This is a genomic window from Streptomyces sp. NPDC024555 (genome assembly GCF_055559335.1).
Window position 1 is genome coordinate 305,961 of record NZ_JBVHKV010000003.1, and the last position, 16,865, is coordinate 322,825.

The following is a 16,865-nucleotide window of genomic DNA, read 5'->3' on the forward strand; positions in this document are numbered from 1 at the left end:
GCGGAAAACGGCCACGGCGTAAACCCGCCGCACAACATCATCCCTGTACCGCCCGCCACTCTGCCAATGTGGCGCCACCGCAGCACCAACAACCTCCGGAACGCGGGGCTTTGCCCTGTCCGTTCTGGTTTGACGTGGGGAGAGGGATGCGTCCGATATCGCGTACGGCACTGGGGGCGGCCACCGCCGCGGTCCTCGCCGTCACGGTGATCGCACCGTCCGTGGCGGCGCCACCGGGCGACACGACCGCGAAGAGGCCACTGACCGGCAGCGCGGCCACCGACCGGGGCGCCGAACCCGTGACCGTCACCCTGGTCACCGGCGACCGGATCCGGGTGAACACCGACACGTCGGGCCGTGCCTCGGCCACCGCCCAGCCGCGCGAGGACGGCACCGTCCCCCTCGTGCAGACCCGCCGCTCGGGCCGGGACCTCTACGTCTACCCGGAGGGCGCCGCGAAGGCGCTCGCCGAAGGCACCGTGGACGAGGAGTTGTTCAACGTCACCGGGCTGATCCGCCAGGGCTACGACGACGCCCACGCGGACTCCGTACCCGTCATCGCCACGTACACCGCGAGCACCGCCCGCAGCGCGCCCGCCACCCCGCGCGGCGCCGTGCGCGGACTGGCCCTCCCGTCCATCGACGGCGTCGCGCTCAAGGCGGACAAGAAGCAGGCCGCCGGTTTCTGGGCCGACGTCACGGGCCCCGCCCGGTCCCGCTCCGCCGCCGGGCTGAAGAAGCTCTGGCTGGACCGCAAGGTCGAGGCCAGCCTGGACCGTTCGACCAAGCAGGTCGGCGCCGATCTCGCGTGGGCCGCCGGTTACGACGGCAAGGGCACCACGGTCGCCGTCCTGGACACCGGGGCCGACGCCGGACACCCCGATCTCGAAGGCCGCATCACCGAGTCGAAGAACTTCACCGACTCCGACACCACCGACGACCGCCAGGGCCACGGCACCCACACCCTCTCCACCGTCGGCGGCTCCGGCGCGGCGAGCGGCGGGAAGAAGAAGGGCGTCGCCCCCGGGGCCGGACTCCTCGTCGGCAAGGTCCTCAACGACAGCGGCTCCGGCGACTCCTCCTGGATCATCGCGGGCATGCAGTGGGCCGTCGACCGGAAGGCCGACGTCGTCTCCATGAGCCTCGGCAGCCAGACCCCCACCGACTGCACCGACCCGATGAGCCTGGCCGCCGAGGAGCTCGGCAAGAGCAAGGACACCCTGTTCGTCGTCGCGGCCGGCAACCTCGGCCCGGCGCTCAACACGGTCTCCTCGCCCGGCTGCGCGCCCAGCGTCCTCACCGTCGGCGCCGTCGACCGCGACGACTCCACCGCGCCGTTCTCCAGCAGGGGCCCCGCCATCGGCGCCCACACCCTCAAGCCCGAGATCGCCGCTCCCGGCGTCGCGATCTCCGCCGCCTCGGCCGGCGGCCGGGGCGTCTACGCCTACCGTTCGATGTCCGGTACGTCGATGGCCGCCCCGCACGTCGCCGGCGCCGCCGCGATCGTCAAGCAGCGCCACCCGGGCTGGACCGCCCAGCAGGTGAAGGCCGCCCTCGTCTCCTCCGCGAAGAGCGACGTCCCCGGCGACGTCCGCGAGACCGGCGGTGGACGGCTCGACGTGAAGGCCGCGATCGACACCACCGTGACCGGCGCCCCCGCCGTCCAGGGCGGCACCTTCAACTGGCCCCAGGACGCGACGGACCGCACCACCCTGCGGATCCCGTACACCAACACCGGCGACAAGCCGGTGAAACTGTCGCTCGCCGTCCGGGGCGTCACCGGCAACGACGGCTCCGCCGTCCGTTCCTCCGTCGCCGCCCTCGGCGCGAAGAGCGTCACCGTGCCCGCGGGCGGGACGGCGGAGGTCCCGCTGAAGCTCGATCCGACCGCGCGTCTCAAGGCCGCGCAGTACGGCGACATCACCGGCCGGATCCTCGCCACGGCCCCCGGCGGGACCGCCGTCTCCACCCCGTTCTCGCTGTACGTCGGGGCCGAGACCGTCACCCTGCGCGTCAAGCTGATCGACAACCGGGGCAGGGCCGCCGAGGGATCCTCGTCGCTGGACGTCATCGGCACCGACACCGCCACCGGTGAGCGCCGCTTCAACAACGGCTCCGCCGACCAGGTGTACCAACTGCGCCCCGGCGCCTACTTCGTCTCCGGATTCGTCGTCTCGCCGAACCCCGAGGACGCCACCGGGCGGCTCGCCGGTTCGGTCGCCTACCTCGCCCGGCCGCAGCTGAACCTCACCGAGGACACGACCCTGGTCCTGGACTCCCGCACGGCCCACCGGATCGGGGTGCGGACCGAGGACCGGACCAGCGAGACCCGCAGCGGCACCCTCGCCTTCGGGCGGACCTGGGACGGCACCTGGCTGCACGCCGGTTCCCTCACGGCCGGCGGACTCGTGAAGGACTACCGCGTCGACATCCGCGGCAGGGCCCAGGACGGCTCCTTCGAGTTCGACAGCTTCTGGCGCGCCTACGCCCCGAAGATCGAGAAGCTGTCGGTGGTCTCCGGCGCCGCCCTGCACCCGGTCGCCGCCTCCCAGGGCTCCGTCAACCTCGACGGCACCGGCCGGGCCGCCCTCGTCGACGCCGGGAAGGGCACCCCCGAGGAGTTGGCCGCCGCCGGTGCCTCCGGCAGGGTCGTCCTGGTCTCCGTCCCGGACGACGGCACGGTCAGCGCCCAGGCGAAGAACGCCAAGGCGGCCGGGGCCGTGGCCCTGCTGGTGCACCGCCCCTCCGCGGGCCCCTGGCAGCCGTCCGTCGGATACGCGCAGGCACCGCTGCCGACGCTCGGCATCCCCGCCGACGAGGCGGAGGGCCTGGCCGGCGCGCTGGCCGCCGGACCGGTCGCCCTGGACTGGAAGGCCACCGCCGTCAGCCCGTTCGTCTACAACCTGGCCTTCCCCGAGAACGGCCCGGTCACCTCGGACCGCACCTACCGGGTCAGGGACCGCGCGCTCGGCCGGGTCGACTCCACCTACGAGTCGATGGGCGTCGCCACCGACTTCGTCGACACGCTCGTGGTCGCCCGTCCCTACGGGGCGAACTTCTCCGTGGGCCAGTTCGACACCGTTCCTGCGCCGGGCAAGCGGACCGAGTACTACTCGGCGGGTGACAGCACCTGGCAGCAGGGCCTCTCGTCCAGCTTCCCGTGGGGCGAGTACATGATGGACCCGTTCCGCACCTACCGGGCGGGCTCGCACCGTGACGCCGAGTGGTACCGGGGCCTGCTGGTCCCGTCCGCGCCCCGCGACGCGAACGGCGCCGAACAGCTCGCCGCCGAACGCCAGGACAACCTCATCGGCGTCGCCCCCGGTTTCTGGAGCGACACCGAACACGCAGGGATCCAGGGCTCGTTCGGTGATCTGGGCAGTCTGCGCCTCACCCGCGACGGCGAGGAGACCGGCCGGACGGGCTGGCCCTCCGGGGTCTTCGAGGTCCCGGCCGGGGACGCGGCGTACGAACTCACCCTGATGACCGCCAAGTCGGGCCAGCCGGCCGCCGTGTGGAAGCGCTCGACGCGCACCGAGACCACCTGGCGGTTCCGCTCGCACCGGGACGAGAACGTCTACTCGCAGGGCATCCCGCTGCTCTTCCCCGGGTACGACCTCCCCTCGGACGGCATGAAGACGCTGCCCGCGAAGGACGGCCAGACCATCGGACTGAGCGTCACCGGACACGCCGGCTACACCCCGGGCACGGTGACCTCCGCCAGGGCCTCCTACTCCTACGACGGCGGCGAGACCTGGACCGAGGCCGTCACCGCCCGGCGCGACGGCCGGTGGACCGCGACCGTGGACCACGCGGGCGCGGCCGGGAAGCCGGTCACCCTGCGCACCGAACTGACGGACTCCCACGGGAACTCCGTCGTCCAGACCGTGACCGACGCCTACGCCGTGCGCTGACGCCGGATCACCGACCGGTCCGCCGGGCGTCCTTCCCGTGGGGGGTGGGGCCGCCCGGCGGACCCCTGTGCGGGGGCGGGCCCGAGCACTTTTTCCGGATGTCCCGTTTTCGTACGGCCCTCGCGGTGGACAATAAGGGCATGAGTCAGCAGGGGGAGACGCCCGCCGCCCACGAGGACGACTGGTGGCGCAGGCTGTACGACGAATCCGCCCCGGACACCGGGGCGAGCCAGGTGGCCGACACGCTCGACGACCGCTTCGACTCGGCGTCCGGGGCGCTGCGGCCGGGGGCCGGCGGGGAGGACGGGGCCGCCGCACCCGTGCCGGAGCCCAGGGAGGCGGTCGCCGCCGTCACCCGAACGGCGGATACGGTGCCGCCCCGGTCGCCGGAGTTCACCGCCCGCGCCCCGTGGGAGCCGCCCGCCGGCCCACCCGGACCCCGCACCTTCACCCCACCCCGCCCGGCCGCACCGGAACCACCGCCGGAGCCCGCACCGCCCGTACGGGACGCACCGCCCGCACCGCCCGTACGGGACGCGGCCCCGCCGCCTCCGGAGCCGGCCCCGCCGCCGGAGCCGTCGCCGTCCCTGTCGTCCTGGGAGCCGCCGTCCTGGGAGCCGCCCTCCTGGGAACCCTCACGGCCCTCGGCCGATCCCCGCGTCGCCCCGGCCCCGGCCGCCGCCGGCGCCCCGTGGGACGAGACCGAGGCACCCACCGTCGCCGCCCCCTCCGCACCGGCGGCCCCGGAGCCCGCCCCCTCCTCCGAACCGGTCACCGCCGCGCCCGCCGAGCCCGCCGCGCCCGCCGAGCCCGTGGAAGCCGCCGTGCCGCCGCTGCCCCGTCGCCCGGTCACGGAACGGCCGCCGGTCGAGAGCACGCCCTCGGCGGCGCGGGAGCCCGAGCCCGATCCGGAGCCGGTTCCGGCACCCGTTCCCGCGCCGCGCGCCGAGGTGGGGCATGTGGGCGCCCGGCCGCCCACGTACGACGCGGAGCCCACCGCGCTGCCCGCGAGCGACCCGCGCGCCCTGGACGGGCTGGTCCCCGACACGGTCCTCGACGGCGCCCGCTACGGCACGTACACCCTGCGGGCCGCCTCCGTACGGGGCGACTCCGCGCGGTACCGGGGCGAGCCCCGGCGCGACGCGCTGCTGACCGTCCGCTTCGGCGCCGGGGAGGACGCGCTGGTCCTGGTCGCGGTCGCCGGCGGCGGCCGGACCGCGGACCTCGCCCATCTGGCCGCCGCCGACGCCTGCCGCTGGATCGGCGAGGCCGTCGGACGGAGCCACGCCCGGCTCTCCGACGACATAAGGGCGGACCGGCGCGGCGACCTCAAGTCCGGACTGCACCGGCTCGCCGACCGCACGTACGGCAAGCTGCGCGCCCGTGCCGCCGAACTCGGCCTGGAACCCGCGGAGTACAGCGCCGGACTGCGCTGCCTGCTGCTCTCCGCCGACCCCGGCTGCCGCACCCGGGTCTTCTTCGGCGTCGGCGGCGGCGGGCTGTTCCGGCTCCGCGACGGCGGCTGGCAGGACCTCGAACCGCTGGTGCCGCAGAGCGAGCCGCCGGCCGCCGAATCCGTCGCCGGTTTCGGCGCGGCCGTGCCCGAGAGCACCCCCGGCGGCGAGCGCCTGACCATGGACCTCGGCATCACCACCGCCCCCGCGCCCTATGTCGAGGCCCCCGTCCCGCCACCCGCCGAGCCTTTCCGCTTCCGGGCCTCCGTCGCCCGGCCGGGCGACACGCTCCTGCTGTGCAGCCAGGGCCTGGCCGCGCCGCTGCGCGGCGAGCCCGCCCTGGCCGAGGCCCTGTCCGCCCGCTGGTCGGCGGCCGGTCCACCGGGCCTCGGCGTCTTCCTCGACGACGCCCGGCTGAGGGTGGCGGGGTACGCCGACGACCGGACGGCGGTCGGCGTCTGGGAGGCGTAACCACGCTGGCCATGGGTTGATGGACTCCGGAGAACCGTCGAGGGAGTGCGCACCCATGGCCAAGCAGAACGTGTCGGAGCAGTTCGTCGACATCCTGTCCCGGGCAGGCGTCACGCGGATGTACGGGGTCGTCGGTGACAGTCTCAACCCGGTCGTCGACGCCATCCGGCGCCACCCGGACATCGACTGGATCCAGGTCAGGCACGAGGAGACCGCCGCGTTCGCGGCCGGCGCCGAGGCCCAGATCACCGGCGGACTCGCGGCCTGCGCGGGCTCCTGCGGCCCCGGCAACCTGCACCTCATCAACGGCCTCTACGACGCCCACCGCTCCATGGCCCCGGTCCTCGCGCTCGCCTCGCACATCCCGTCCGGCGAGATCGGCCTCGGCTTCTTCCAGGAGACCCATCCGGAGCTGCTCTTCCAGGAGTGCAGCCACTACAACGAGATGATCTCCAACCCCCAGCAGATGCCCCGGCTGCTCCAGACCGCCATCCAGCACGCCATCGGCCGGGGCGGCGTCTCGGTCGTCACCATGCCCGGCGACGTCGCCTCCCGGCCCGCCCCGGAGAAGTCCGTCGAACACGCCCTGGTCACCTCGCGGCCCACCGTGCGCCCCGGCGACGCGGAGATCGACAAGCTCTGCCGGATGGTCGACGAGGCCAAACGGGTGACGCTGTTCTGCGGCAGCGGAACGGCCGGCGCGCACGCCGAGGTCATGGAGTTCGCCGAGCGGGTCAAGGCCCCGGTGGGCCACGCCCTGCGCGGCAAGGAGTGGATCCAGTACGACAACCCGTACGACGTCGGCATGAGCGGGCTGCTCGGCTACGGCGCCGCGTACGAGGCGACCAACGAGTGCGATCTGCTGATCCTGCTCGGCACGGACTTCCCGTACAACGCCTTCCTGCCCACCGATGTGAAGATCGTCCAGGTCGATGTGCGCCCCGAGCACCTGGGCCGGCGCTCCAAACTCGACCTCGCGGTCTGGGGCGACGTCCGCGAGACGCTGCGCTGTCTGACGCCCCGGGTGAAGGCGAAGAGCGACCGCCGCTTCCTCGACCGGATGCTCAAGAAGCACGCCGACGCGCTGGAGGGCGTGATCCGCGCCTACACCCGCAAGGTCGACAAGCACGTCCCGATCCACCCCGAGTACGTGGCCTCGGTGCTCGACGACCTCGCGGACGAGGACGCCGTGTTCACCGTCGACACCGGTATGTGCAACGTCTGGGCGGCCCGCTATCTGACACCGAACGGCAAGCGCCGGGTGATCGGCTCGTTCAGCCACGGCTCCATGGCCAACGCGCTGCCGCAGGCCATCGGCGCCCAGTTCACCGACCGGAACCGGCAGGTCGTCTCCATGTCCGGCGACGGCGGGTTCACCATGCTGATGGGGGACTTCCTGACCCTCGTCCAGTACGACCTGCCGGTGAAGGTCGTCCTCTTCAACAACTCCTCGCTGGGCATGGTCGAACTGGAGATGCTCGTCGGGGGCCTCCCGTCGTTCGGCACGACCAACAAGAACCCGGACTTCGCGGCCGTCGCCCGCGCCGCCGGGGCGTACGGCGTCCGCGTCGAGAAGCCCAAGCAGCTGGAGAGCGCGCTCAAGGACGCCTTCAAGCACGACGGCCCCGCCCTCGTCGACGTCGTCACCGACCCCAACGCGCTCTCCATCCCCCCGAAGATCAGCGCCGACATGGTCACCGGATTCGCGCTCTCCGCAGGAAAGATCGTGCTGGACGGCGGGGTGGGCCGGATGGTCCAGATGGCCCGCTCCAACCTCCGCAACGTGCCCCGCCCCTGACCCGGGCCGGCCGCCTCAGGCCGGGGTCAGCCGCACCGTCAGGATCTGGAACGGCCGCAGCTCCGGCTCCAGCCCGTCCGGCCCGGCCGGGGCCGGACCCAGCGGGCGCTCCAGAAGATCGGTGATCCGCGCCTCCACCACGGGGAACGCCGCCCGCAGCCGCGCCCGTGCCCGCCCGCCCGCCGACTCGTACAGCCGCACCACCACATCGCCGCTGCGGTCGTCGGCCAGTTTCACCGACTCCACCGTCACCGCCGGATGACCGGTCTCGACGAGCGCGGGGACGAGGGGCGCGACGGCGGCCCGCAGCGGCAGATTGAGGGCGAGCCCCTCCCGGACCGCGTCCGTGACCTCCGCCCCGGGTGCCAGCGCGTACCGGAAGCGGTGCGTGCCGAGGTCGGTGCCGGGGTCCGGGCTGTGCGGGGCGCGCAGCAGCGTCAGCCGTACGGTCGTGCCCAGCCCGTCCGGGTGCGGGGTGCGGACCACCTCGTGGCCGTACGTCGAGTCGTTGAGCACGGCCACGCCGTACCCCGGCTCGGCGACCCGCAGCCAGCGGTGGGCGCAGATCTCGAAACGGGCCGCGTCCCAGCCGGTGTTGTCGTGCGTGGCCCGGTGCACATGGCCGAACTGGATCTCGGCCGTGGACCGTTCGGCGTGCACATCGAGCGGGAAGGCCGCCTTGAGGACCTTCTCCGACTCCTGCCAGTCCACCTCGGTCTCGATGTCGACCTGCCGGGACCCCGCCGCCAGCCGGATCTCCTGCACGACCGCCGAGGCGCCGAAGGCGCGGACCACGCGCACCGAGGCGCGCAGCGGTCCCTCCTCCACCCGCTCCACCTGCTCCGCCTCCGTCAGATCGGTGTGCGAGCGGCGGTAGTGGCGGTCGAGGTCCCAGGCGTCCCAGTGGTTCGGGTGGTCCGGATGCAGTTGCAGCAGATTGGCGCGGTGGCCCGGGGCCAGCACCTCGCGGTCCGCCACGAGATCGCGGACGGAGGAGATCAGCCCGTCCGCGTCGACCACCACCCGCAGCAGCCCGTTGTCCAGCACGCTGCCGCCGTCCTGCGACGCCCCGGCCGTGACCGGTGCCCCCGGGAGCGCCGCACCGTCCAGCGGCCCCGCCCCCAGCCCCGGCACCTCGGCCGGCACCAGCGTGCGGCTCCCGCCCAGCCGCTGCGCCCGCGCCCCGGACGGCAGCAGCGCGCTCGCCTCGGCGTCCAGTTCGAGGATCTGGGAACGGGCGTACGGGGAGGCGTTGAGGACGGCCGGGACCCGCGCCGGGCCCAGGGCCGCCACCGCGTCCGCGATCAGACCGGCCAGCTCCTCGCGGATCCTCTCGTACGTCTCCCGCGCCTCGCGGTGCACCCAGGCGATCGAGGATCCCGGCAGGATGTCGTGGAACTGGTGCAGCAGCACCGTCTTCCAGATCCGGTCCAGCTCGTCGTACGGATAGGCGTACTCCGGCGACCTCAGGGCCGCTGCCGTCGCCCACAACTCCGCCTCGCGCAGGAGGTGTTCACTGCGTCTGTTGCCCTGCTTGGTCTTCGCCTGCGTGGTGTACGTGGCGCGGTGCAGCTCCAGATACAGCTCGCCCGACCAGACCGGGGCCCGCGCCCCGTACTCCTCCTCGGCCGCCGCGAAGAAGGCGGAGGGCTTCTCGACCGCGACGCGCGGGGAGCCCTCCAGATCGGCGAGCCTGCGCGCCTTCTCCAGCATTTCCCGGGTGGGGCCGCCGCCCCCGTCGCCCCAGCCGAACGGCACCAGGGAGCGGCCGGCCAGCCCCTTCTCCCGGAAGTTCTTCTCGGCGTGCGCGAGTTCGCTGCCGTGGAACTGCGCGTTGTAGGTGTCGACGGGCGGGAAGTGGGTGAAGACCCGGGTGCCGTCGATGCCCTCCCACCAGAAGGTGTGGTGGGGCATCCGGTTCGTCTGGTTCCACGACAGCTTCTGCGTCAGGAACCAGCGGACGCCGGCCAGCCGGGCCAGCTGCGGGAACGCGGCGGTGTAGCCGAAGGAGTCCGGCAGCCAGATCTCCCGGGTCTCCACGCCGAACTCCTGCTCGAAGAACCGCTTCCCGTGCACGAGCTGCCGGGCCAGCGCCTCGCCGCCCGGCAGATTGGCGTCGGACTCCACCCACATCGAGCCCACCGGCTCCCACTGCCCCTCGGCCACGGCCCGCCGGATCCGCTCCCAGACGTGCGGCTGGTGCTCCTTCACCCAGGCGTACTGCTGGGCCTGCGAACAGGCGAAGACCAGCTCCGGATAGTCCTGGGCGAGCGCGGTGACGTTGGCGAAGGTGCGCGAGGCCTTGCGGACCGTCTCGCGCAGCGGCCAGAGCCACGCCGAGTCGATGTGGGCGTGCCCGGCAGCCGAGATCCGGTGGGCGCTCGCCGACGCCGGCCGGGACAGGGCCCCGGCCAGCTCGGCCCGGCCGGCCGCCGCCGTGCCGGAGACGTCGTGCAGGTCCAGGGCGTCGAGCATGCGCTCCAGGGCCCGCAGGATCTCGTGGTGCCGCGAACGGTCGGCGGGCAGCTCCCGCATCAGCTCGGACAGCACCTCGATGTCCAGGACCAGATGCCACACCTTCTCGTCCAGCACGGCGAGGTCGGCGGAGGCGAAGCGGTACAGCGGCACGTCGCCCGCCGTCAGGACGTCGCCGAGCGGTGTCGGCGCGAAGCCGTGCTCCAGGACGGCGGGGTTGGCGGCGGCCTCCAGCAGCAGGGAGACCGTCTCGCCGCCGGCGGCGGACGCGGTGACGGTGAGGTGGCGGTTGCGCGGATGGACGCCCTTGAGCGGCACGCCCTCCGCGTCGTACAGCAGGCCCTCGGCCTGGAAACCGGGCGCCTGGCCGGAGAAGCCGGGGTCGACGACCGCCTCGACCCGCCGGCCGGCCCAGGCGGCGGGAACCGTCCCGGTCAGCCGGAACCAGCTGGTGGACCAGGGCGCGCCCCACTCCGTGCCCGTCGTGAAGGGTTCGTACGAGGCGGCCAGCGCCTCCGCCACCGGCACCGGCTCGCCCCGGACGTGCCACACCGCGAGTGTCAGCGGCGTCCGGTCCGCGTACGTGGCGGGGCGGATGAACTGGTTCAGGGCCCGCTCCAGCCGGGCCTCCACCAGTGCGCTGTCGTCGTGCATCGCCGCTCCTCCGGATCGCCGTCAGGCAGGGTCAAGGGCTTGTCTTCCCCTGCTGCCGCGGGCCATCCCTCACCGGCCGGAGCCTCCCTCCGTCGGCCCCGCACCCCGTGGCGCACGCATGAAGGGCCGTCAGATCACCTGTGCCGACGACCTCTTGGCACCCTCAGAACCATGTGACATATTACTGACGTGTTCACGAAGAAGCCGTGGGACGTGATCGTCGTCGGGGCCGGGGTCGTCGGTGCCGCCTGTGCGCGGGCGGCCGCCCGGTCCGGACTCGCGGTCGCCGTCGTGGACCGGGGGCCGGTCGCGGGCGGCACCACGGGGGCGGGGGAGGGCAACCTCCTGGTCTCCGACAAACCGCCCGGACCCGAGCTGGACCTCGCGCTCCTCTCCCTCGGGCTCTGGCGCTCACTGGCCGAAGAGCTGCCGGAGGCGGTGGAGTTCGAGGCGAAGGGCGGTCTGGTGGTGGCCGCCGGACCGGAGTCGCTGGCCGCCCTCGGCCGGACCGCAGAGGGACAGCGGGCGGCCGGCGTGCGTACCGAGTCCGTGGGCCCCGACGAACTGCGCGTCCTCGAACCCCATCTGACGCCCCAGCTGGCCGGGGGCGTGCACTATCCGCAGGACGCCCAGATCCAGCCGGCCCTGGCCGCCGCCCATCTGCTCCGGGCCGCCCGTGACGACGGCGCCGTGTTCCTCCCCGGCCGCGCGGTCACGGCCGTCCTCACCGGGCCGCGGGGCGAGGTCCGGGGCGTGCGCACGGACGCGGGGGATCTGCTCGCCCCGGCGGTGGTCAACGCGGCGGGCGTCCACGGCGGGGAACTCGCGGCGCTGGCGGGGGTGGAGCTGCCCGTCCTGCCCCGGCGCGGCTTCGTCCTCGTCACCGAGCCCCTGCCGCGCCTGATCCGGCACAAGGTGTACGCGGCGGAGTACGTCGCCGACGTGTCCAGCGCCTCCGCGGAACTCCAGACCTCACCCGTGGTGGAGGGCACGGCCGCCGGGCCCGTCCTGATCGGGGCCAGCCGCGAACGGGTCGGCTACGACCGCACCCTGTCGGTCCCCGTCGTCAGCCGGCTGGCCGCGGCGGCGGCCGCGCTGTTCCCGGTGCTGGCGCGGACCCGGGTGCTCCGCGCCTACCACGGCTTCCGGCCCTACCTCCCCGACCATCTGCCCGCGATCGGCCCGGACGGCCGGGTCCCCGGCCTCTTCCACGCCTGCGGCCACGAGGGCGCCGGAATCGGGCTCGCCCCCGCGACGGCCGCCCTGATCACCGCCGCCCTCCTCGGCGAGCGGCCACCCCTCGACCCGCACCCCTTCCGCCCGGACCGCTTCGGACCGGAACCGGTGACCGTCCGGACCGCATGAGCGGCCGGCCGCCCGGTCCGCCCCGGTCCGGGCGCCCGTGACCGGCCGTCCGGAGCGCTTCGGCCGGGCCCCACGCAGACGACGGACCCGCCCCACCCCGACCGCCCCTCCCGAACGAGCAGGAGCCCTTGGTGAGACGCCCCCGTACCCGTACCCCCGCCTCCGCGGCCGCACCCGCGTTCACCCTCATCTTCGACGGCCGGCCGGTCCCCGCCCTGCCCGGACAGAGCATCGCCGCCGCGCTCTGGGCGGCCTCCGTGCTCAGCTGGCGCACCACGCGGAACGGGGGACGGCCCAGGGGCGCCTTCTGCGGGATCGGGTCCTGCTACGAGTGCCTGGCCACGGTGAACGGAAGCCCCAACCGGCGGGCCTGTCTCGTTCCGGCCCGGCCCGGCGACGTCGTCACCACGCAGGAGGGCAACGGGCATGCCGGACACCTCGACTGAACGGGCCCCCGCCGCACTCGCGGTGGTGGGCGCCGGCCCCGCCGGGCTCGCGGCGGCCGTCACCGCGGCCGACGGCGGGCTCGACGTGCTGCTGCTCGACACGGCCGCCGCGCCGGGCGGCCAGTACTACCGCACCCCCGCCCCCGGGCTCGCGGCCGGGCGTCCCGAGCCGCCGCACCACGGCCGGAAGGCCTTCGCCGCGCTCGCCGCCCGCCTCGCCCGGCACCGCGCGACGGGCCGGATCCGCCACCTCACGGCCCACCACGTCTGGACGGTCGAACGGACCGGCGAGGACTGGACCCTGCACTGTGTCACCGGACCCGACGGGCAGGACGGTCCGGCCGCGCCCCGGGCCCGCCGGCTGCTGATCGCGACCGGGTCGACCGAACGCCAGCTGCCCTTTCCCGGCTGGACCCTGCCCGGCGTCGTCGGCGCGGCGGGCGCCCAGGCCATGCTGAAGTCCGGCCTGGTGCTGCCCGGCCGACGGATCGTCGTCGCGGGCAGCGGACCGCTGCTCCAGGCCGTCGCCGTCTCGCTGGCCCGCGCCGGGGCCCGTGTCCCCGCCCTCGTCGAGGCCGCCGGCTACCGCGCGTACGCCCGTGCGCCGCTCACCCTCGCCCGCTGCCCCGGCCGCCTCGCGGAAGGGGCCCGGTACCGCGCCGCGCTGGCCCGGAACGGCGTGCGGCTGCTGACGCACCGGGCGGTCACCGCCGTGCACGGCACCGAGCGGGTCACCGGGGTCACCGTGGCCCGGCTGGACGCGGACTGGCGGCCGGTGCCGGGGACCGGGCGCCGCCTGGACTGCGACGCCCTCGCCGTCGGCCACGGCCTGGTGCCCCAGCTGGACCTCGCCGTCGGCCTCGGCTGTGCCACCCGCGGCGGGCCCGACGGAACGGCCGCCCTCGTGCTCGACGCCGGGGCCCGCACCACCGTGCCGGGCGTCTGGGCCGCCGGTGAGACCGGGGGAGTCGGCGGGGTCCGGCTCGCCCTGACCGAGGGGGAGCTGGCCGGCCGTTCGGTGGTCGCGGACGCCCGCGGCGGTCCGCCCGGGGACCCGCGACGCACGGCCGCGCTGCGCCGGTCCCGGGAGCGGATGCGCGCGTTCGCCGGGCTGATGGGGGCCGTGCACCGGCCGGGGTCCGGCTGGCCCGGATGGCTGGAGCCCGATACCGAGATCTGCCGGTGCGAGGAGGTCACCGCCGGGGCCGTCCGTACGGCCGTCGACACACTCGGCGCCGGCGACAGCCGCACGGTCAAACTCCTCACCCGCGCCGGAATGGGCTGGTGCCAGGGCCGTACCTGCGGCTTCGCCGTCCGGGAACTGGCCGGCCGCGCGGCGGAGACCGGCGCCCCGGACCGCCGGCCGTTCGCCTGCCCCGTCCCGCTCGGCGAACTGGCCCGCGCCGACCGCCCCGAGGAGCCGTGAGGGCGCCCCGCGCCCGGCCACCGAAACCGCACCACTCCCGTCCCGTCCGCACCACCCCATGTGAGGAGCCCAGATGACGGACAGCACCTGGCAGCGCGAGACCCCCTGGCGGGGCGTCATGGTCGCCACCCCGCTCACCCTGCGCGAGGACCGGTCCATCGACTTCGACGCGTACGCCGCCCATGTGCGCGACCTCGTGGCCGCCGGCTGCGACGGTGTGGTCCCCAACGGTTCGCTGGGGGAGTACCAGACCCTCACCGACCGCGAGCGCGACGAGGTCGTGCGCGTCGCCGTCGAGTCGGCCGGCGACGGGGCCCGCGTCATGCCCGGGGTCTCCTCGTACGACAGCGTCCAGTCCCGGCGCCGCGCCGAGCGGGCGGCCGAGGCGGGCGCGGGCTCCGTGCTCCTGCTGCCGCCCAACGGCTATCCGTGCGTGGACGAGGCGGTCCGCGCGCACTACGCCGAGGTCGCCGCCGCGGGGCTCCCGGTCGTCGCCTACAACAACCCGTTCGACACCAAGGTCGATCTGACACCGCGGCTGCTCGCCCGGCTCCACGCGGACGGCTCCGTCGTCGCGGTGAAGGAGTTCAGCGGCGACGTCCGCCGGGCCTACGAGATCGCCGAACGGGCCCCCGGACTCGATCTGCTGGCCGGGGCCGACGACGTCCTGCTCGAACTCGCCGTGGCCGGCGCCGCCGGATGGATCGCCGGCTGCCCCAATATGCTCCCCGCCTCGTGCGCCGCGCTGTACCGGGCGGCCGTCGACGGGGACCTGGAGACCGCGCTCCCGCTCTACCGCACGCTGCACCCGCTGCTGCGCTGGGACTCCAAACCGGAGTTCGTCCAGGCCATCAAGGCCTCGATGGACCTCGTCGGACGCCATGGCGGCCCCACCCGGCCGCCGCGGCTGCCGCTCGGCGCGGACGCCCTGGCGGCCGTGCGCGCCGCCACCGAGAAGGCCCTCGCCGAGGGCCTGCACTGAACCCGCCCGCACGGACCACCGAGGGGGAACCTTGCGCAGCCGTCACATCTTCCACGCCGTCGACTCGCACACCGAGGGCATGCCGACCCGGGTGATCACCGGAGGCGTCGGGACCCTGCCCGGCGTCACGATGGCCGAGCGCCGCGCGTACTTCATGGAGCACCGCGACGCGGTGCGGACCCTGCTGATGTACGAACCGCGCGGCCACTCCGCCATGAGCGGGGCGGTCCTCCAGCCGCCGACCCGGCCGGACGCCGACGTCGGGGTGCTGTTCATGGAGGTCTCCGGCTGTCTGCCCATGTGCGGGCACGGCACCATCGGGGTGGCCACCGTCCTGGTGGAGACCGGGCTGGTGGAGGTCACCGAACCCGTCACCCGGGTCCGGCTGGACACCCCCGCCGGGCTGGTGACGGCCGATGTTCGGGTCGAGGACGGGGCCGCCGTCCATGTCACGCTCACCAACGTCCCCTCCTTCAGCGCCGGTCTCGGACTGACCGCGAAGGTGCCCGGCCACGGCACGGTGCCCTACGACCTCGCGTACGGGGGCAACTTCTACGCGATGGTCCGGCTGGAGGACCTGGGGCTGCCGTTCGACCGCTCGCGCAAGGACGAACTGCTGGCGGCGGGGCTCGCCCTGATGGACGCGGTCAACGCGCACGACCGGCCGGTCCATCCGGTCGACCCCGCCATCCACGGCCTCAAGCACGTCCAGCTGATCGCCCCGGGCTCGGACGCCGTCCGCTCCCGGCACGCGATGGCCATCCACCCCGGCTGGTTCGACCGCTCCCCGTGCGGCACCGGGACCTCCGCCCGGATGGCCCAGCTGCACGCCCGGGGCGAACTGGCGCTGGGCGCCGACTTCGTCAACGAGTCCTTCATCGGCACGGAGTTCACCGGACGGCTCGTCGCCGAGACCACGGTGGGCTCGCTGCCGGCCGTCGTGCCCACCGTGACGGGACGGGCCTGGATCACCGGCACCGCGCAGTACTTCCTCGACCCGGCCGACCCGTTCCCCGCAGGGTTCCTGCTGTGAGCCGGGACCCGGCCGCCGGGCAACGTCACATTGTATTCTTGGGCTCCGCACGGCCCCGGAGGAACAGACATGGCCCGCCTGACGTCGCTCAACGCGCTCTCGGCGCGGGAACATCTGCGTGATCAGGTGGCGCACGCGCTGCGGGCGGCGCTCATCTCCGGCGAACTGGAGCCCGGGACGGTCTACTCGGCCCCCGCGCTCGCCGCCGAGTTCGGCGTCTCCGCGACCCCGGTGCGCGAGGCGATGCTCGACCTGGCCCGGGAGGGACTGGTCGAGGCCGTCCGCAACAAGGGCTTCCGCATCACCGAACTGACCGAGCAGGACCTCGACGACTTCACCGACCTGCGCGCCCTGATCGAGGTGCCCACCGTGGGCCGGATCGCGCGCATGGGGCTCACCCGGGAGCTGGAGGCGCTGCGGCCCGCCGCCGAGGAGATCGTGGCGGCGGCCCGTCGCCACGACATCCTGGGCTATCTGGACGCCGACCGCCGCTTCCACCTCGCCCTGCTCGGGCTGGCCGGGAACCGCCGTCTGGTCGAGGAGGTCGGCGAACTGCGCAAGCGCTCCCGGCTGTTCGGCCTGAACCGGCTGGCCGAGTCGGGCCAGCTGGTGGCCTCCGCGCAGGAACACGTCCAGCTGCTGGACCTCGTCGTCGCGGGTGACGCCGAGGGCGCCGAGGCCTGCATGCTCGGCCATATGTCCCACGTCCGCTCCCTGTGGGCCGACGGGACGCCGGACGGCGGCGCCGCCCCGGCCTCCGAGGGCGCGGCGGCCGGCCGCGCCTGAGCAGGACCCCGCCAACGCCTCCGCCTCTCACATGAGTTGAGGGCTTCACAAAGGTGTGCGC

Annotated in this window: 10 protein-coding genes; 9 read left to right on the top strand and 1 reads right to left on the bottom strand. The window is 74.5% G+C overall.

Annotation, left to right across the window (positions count from 1 at the left end):
* Window positions 1–146 precede the first annotated feature (146 nt).
* From ACZ4FH_RS06760 to ACZ4FH_RS06770, 3 genes are all read left to right on the top strand, one after another.
* Window positions 147–3,914, top strand: coding sequence for a S8 family peptidase (locus ACZ4FH_RS06760; protein ID WP_467302820.1), 3,768 nt, complete (start codon window positions 147–149; stop codon window positions 3,912–3,914).
* Between the two features lie 140 nt (window positions 3,915–4,054).
* Window positions 4,055–5,839: a protein phosphatase 2C domain-containing protein gene (locus tag ACZ4FH_RS06765; RefSeq protein WP_467302822.1), complete on the top strand. Its 1,785-nt coding sequence runs from the start codon at window positions 4,055–4,057 to the stop codon at window positions 5,837–5,839.
* Between the two features lie 55 nt (window positions 5,840–5,894).
* The gene (locus ACZ4FH_RS06770) at window positions 5,895–7,637 is read left to right on the top strand and encodes a pyruvate dehydrogenase (RefSeq protein ID WP_467302824.1); all 1,743 of its coding nucleotides are present in this window, start codon (window positions 5,895–5,897) and stop codon (window positions 7,635–7,637) included.
* Window positions 7,638–7,652: 15 nt separating this feature from the next.
* Here the strand turns inward: ACZ4FH_RS06770 and ACZ4FH_RS06775 are convergent, their stop codons facing one another.
* Window positions 7,653–10,766 carry an alpha-mannosidase gene (locus ACZ4FH_RS06775; RefSeq protein WP_467302826.1) on the bottom strand — a complete coding sequence of 1,038 codons (3,114 nt, stop codon included), beginning with the start codon at window positions 10,764–10,766 and terminating at the stop codon, window positions 7,653–7,655.
* A 189-nt stretch (window positions 10,767–10,955) separates the two neighbouring features.
* Here ACZ4FH_RS06775 and ACZ4FH_RS06780 point away from each other — a divergent pair, with 189 nt between their 5' ends.
* From ACZ4FH_RS06780 to ACZ4FH_RS06805, 6 genes are all read left to right on the top strand, one after another.
* The gene (locus tag ACZ4FH_RS06780) at window positions 10,956–12,131 is read left to right on the top strand and encodes an NAD(P)/FAD-dependent oxidoreductase (protein WP_467302828.1); all 1,176 of its coding nucleotides are present in this window, start codon (window positions 10,956–10,958) and stop codon (window positions 12,129–12,131) included.
* Window positions 12,132–12,262: 131 nt separating this feature from the next.
* On the top strand, window positions 12,263–12,577 hold the full coding sequence (locus ACZ4FH_RS06785; RefSeq protein WP_467302830.1) for a (2Fe-2S)-binding protein: 315 nt from the start codon (window positions 12,263–12,265) through the stop codon (window positions 12,575–12,577).
* Complete coding sequence (locus ACZ4FH_RS06790; RefSeq protein WP_467302832.1) at window positions 12,558–14,003, top strand: FAD-dependent oxidoreductase; 1,446 nt, start codon at window positions 12,558–12,560, stop codon at window positions 14,001–14,003. The genes ACZ4FH_RS06785 and ACZ4FH_RS06790 overlap by 20 nt, the downstream gene beginning before the upstream one ends.
* Before the next feature lie 73 nt (window positions 14,004–14,076).
* Window positions 14,077–14,985, top strand: coding sequence for a dihydrodipicolinate synthase family protein (locus ACZ4FH_RS06795; RefSeq protein ID WP_467302834.1), 909 nt, complete (start codon window positions 14,077–14,079; stop codon window positions 14,983–14,985).
* Between the two features lie 31 nt (window positions 14,986–15,016).
* On the top strand, window positions 15,017–16,018 hold the full coding sequence (locus tag ACZ4FH_RS06800; RefSeq protein WP_467302836.1) for a proline racemase family protein: 1,002 nt from the start codon (window positions 15,017–15,019) through the stop codon (window positions 16,016–16,018).
* 69 nt (window positions 16,019–16,087) lie between these two features.
* Window positions 16,088–16,804, top strand: coding sequence for a GntR family transcriptional regulator (locus tag ACZ4FH_RS06805; protein WP_467302838.1), 717 nt, complete (start codon window positions 16,088–16,090; stop codon window positions 16,802–16,804).
* The last annotated feature ends 61 nt before the right edge of the window (window positions 16,805–16,865 follow it).